Consider the following 1,561-nt stretch of genomic DNA (forward strand, 5'->3'; position numbering starts at 1 on the left):
GAATCAATTTCATAAATTAACTCCTTAGAGCTTCAAGGGGTTTAAGACACATAAAAAGGAGTACCTCCCTAACAAGTCGAAATGAGTAAGTGACCAAACAAACTCTAAGACTGGAGGAAGACTCCCTATGACTATTATACGACAAGAAAGCCTGTTTGACCTGCATGAATTATATCAATTGGAACCTACCCAACGATTTGAAGCTATCTTCTCAGCGATTGACATTGAACCCATCTTCGCTTTGGTCACGAAGAAATCACGTTTTGGTAGACCGGTTGAGCTGAATTATGCGGCGATGATTTACTCCTTGGTTGCCAGAATTACGGAACGGATTCCTTTTATTAAAGATTTAGTGAAACGCTTAAAGAATGATCTGATGTTCCGCCTTGACTGCGGTTTTTTGGTATCCGATTCTGTACCTTCAGAAGCTGCCTATTCCAGGATGATTACCATCATAAGTGAATCGAATGTTTTGGAAGACGTTCAAGAAACGATTGTTCATCAAGCTATGACAGAAGGATTTATATCCGATGATACGGTTTCCATTGATGCCACACACTTTGAAGCAAAGGATCAAGCACCGCCAAAAGAGGAAAAACCGAAAACGGAACCTAAGAAACGTGGGCGTAAATCAAAGGAAGAACGGGACCAATGGCTGGTTGAAAAGGCAGAGCGAGAAGCCAATCTTCCTCTTTATGAAAAGAAAATTGGAGATCAGTTAGACGTTCCTATAGCCGAACTTCGCGCCGAGATCCCTCAAGATCCACAATGGGGTGTGAAGAAAAATAGTCAAGGGAAAAATGTATTTTGGTACGGCTATAAGGCTCACTTAGCCGTCGGAACAAAAAGTCAATACATCTTTCAATCTCTCTTGTCTTCGGGCAATCTGAATGACGGCAAGGCAGCGATTCCTTTACTAAAAGGGATTCATGAACGGGTTCCACTTACAACTCTACGTTATGAAGTCATGGATGCAGGGTATGATTTTGAACCCATTTATACGCAGATTCACCGGATGGGACATCAAGCTGTTATTGCGTATAATAAACGGAATGAACCTGAACACATTGGCTTTGATAAACATTTCGCTCCTACTTGTGTTCGAGAACATTCTTATCGTTATGATAGTTTTGATAAGAAATATGAAACACTCAAATATACTCGGCCAAGTGAATGCAAAGACTGCCCATTAGCGAACGAAGGTCTCTGTCAAAAGGTATACAAAGTAAAAATCACGACGGATCTTAGAAAATATACAGCACCAGCTCGAGGATCAAAAGCCTGGAAAACACTATTTAAACGTCGTACCGCTGTGGAACGTGTAAATGCTTATCTCAAGGAATATTTTCAACTGAACAATGTTCGTTACCGTACTGGAAAACGTGCGAAAGTCCATTTTGACCTGGTGACTTTAGTTTATAATGCTTCAAAACTAGCTGTAGACCGTATCAATGCCAGTTTAAATCAACAACAAGCAGCAGCATAAACTGAAAAAAATTATGAAAAAATTGATTTCTGTAAGTCTGTGTCTATTTAAATTATGGAATTATGAAATTGATTC

Annotated in this window: 1 protein-coding gene; it reads left to right on the forward strand. The window is 39.7% G+C overall.

All coding sequences use genetic code 11. The annotated features are described in order from the left end of the window. Positions 1-127 precede the first annotated feature (127 nt). Positions 128-1,486, forward strand: a complete 1,359-nt coding sequence (locus NON16_RS25330) for an IS1182 family transposase (protein WP_257352396.1) — start codon at positions 128-130, stop codon at positions 1,484-1,486. Positions 1,487-1,561: the final 75 nt, after the last annotated feature.

Origin of the sequence: Pseudalkalibacillus decolorationis, from assembly GCF_024609785.1 — a bacterium.
In the GTDB taxonomy this organism is placed as follows: domain Bacteria; phylum Bacillota; class Bacilli; order Bacillales; family Fictibacillaceae; genus Pseudalkalibacillus; species Pseudalkalibacillus decolorationis.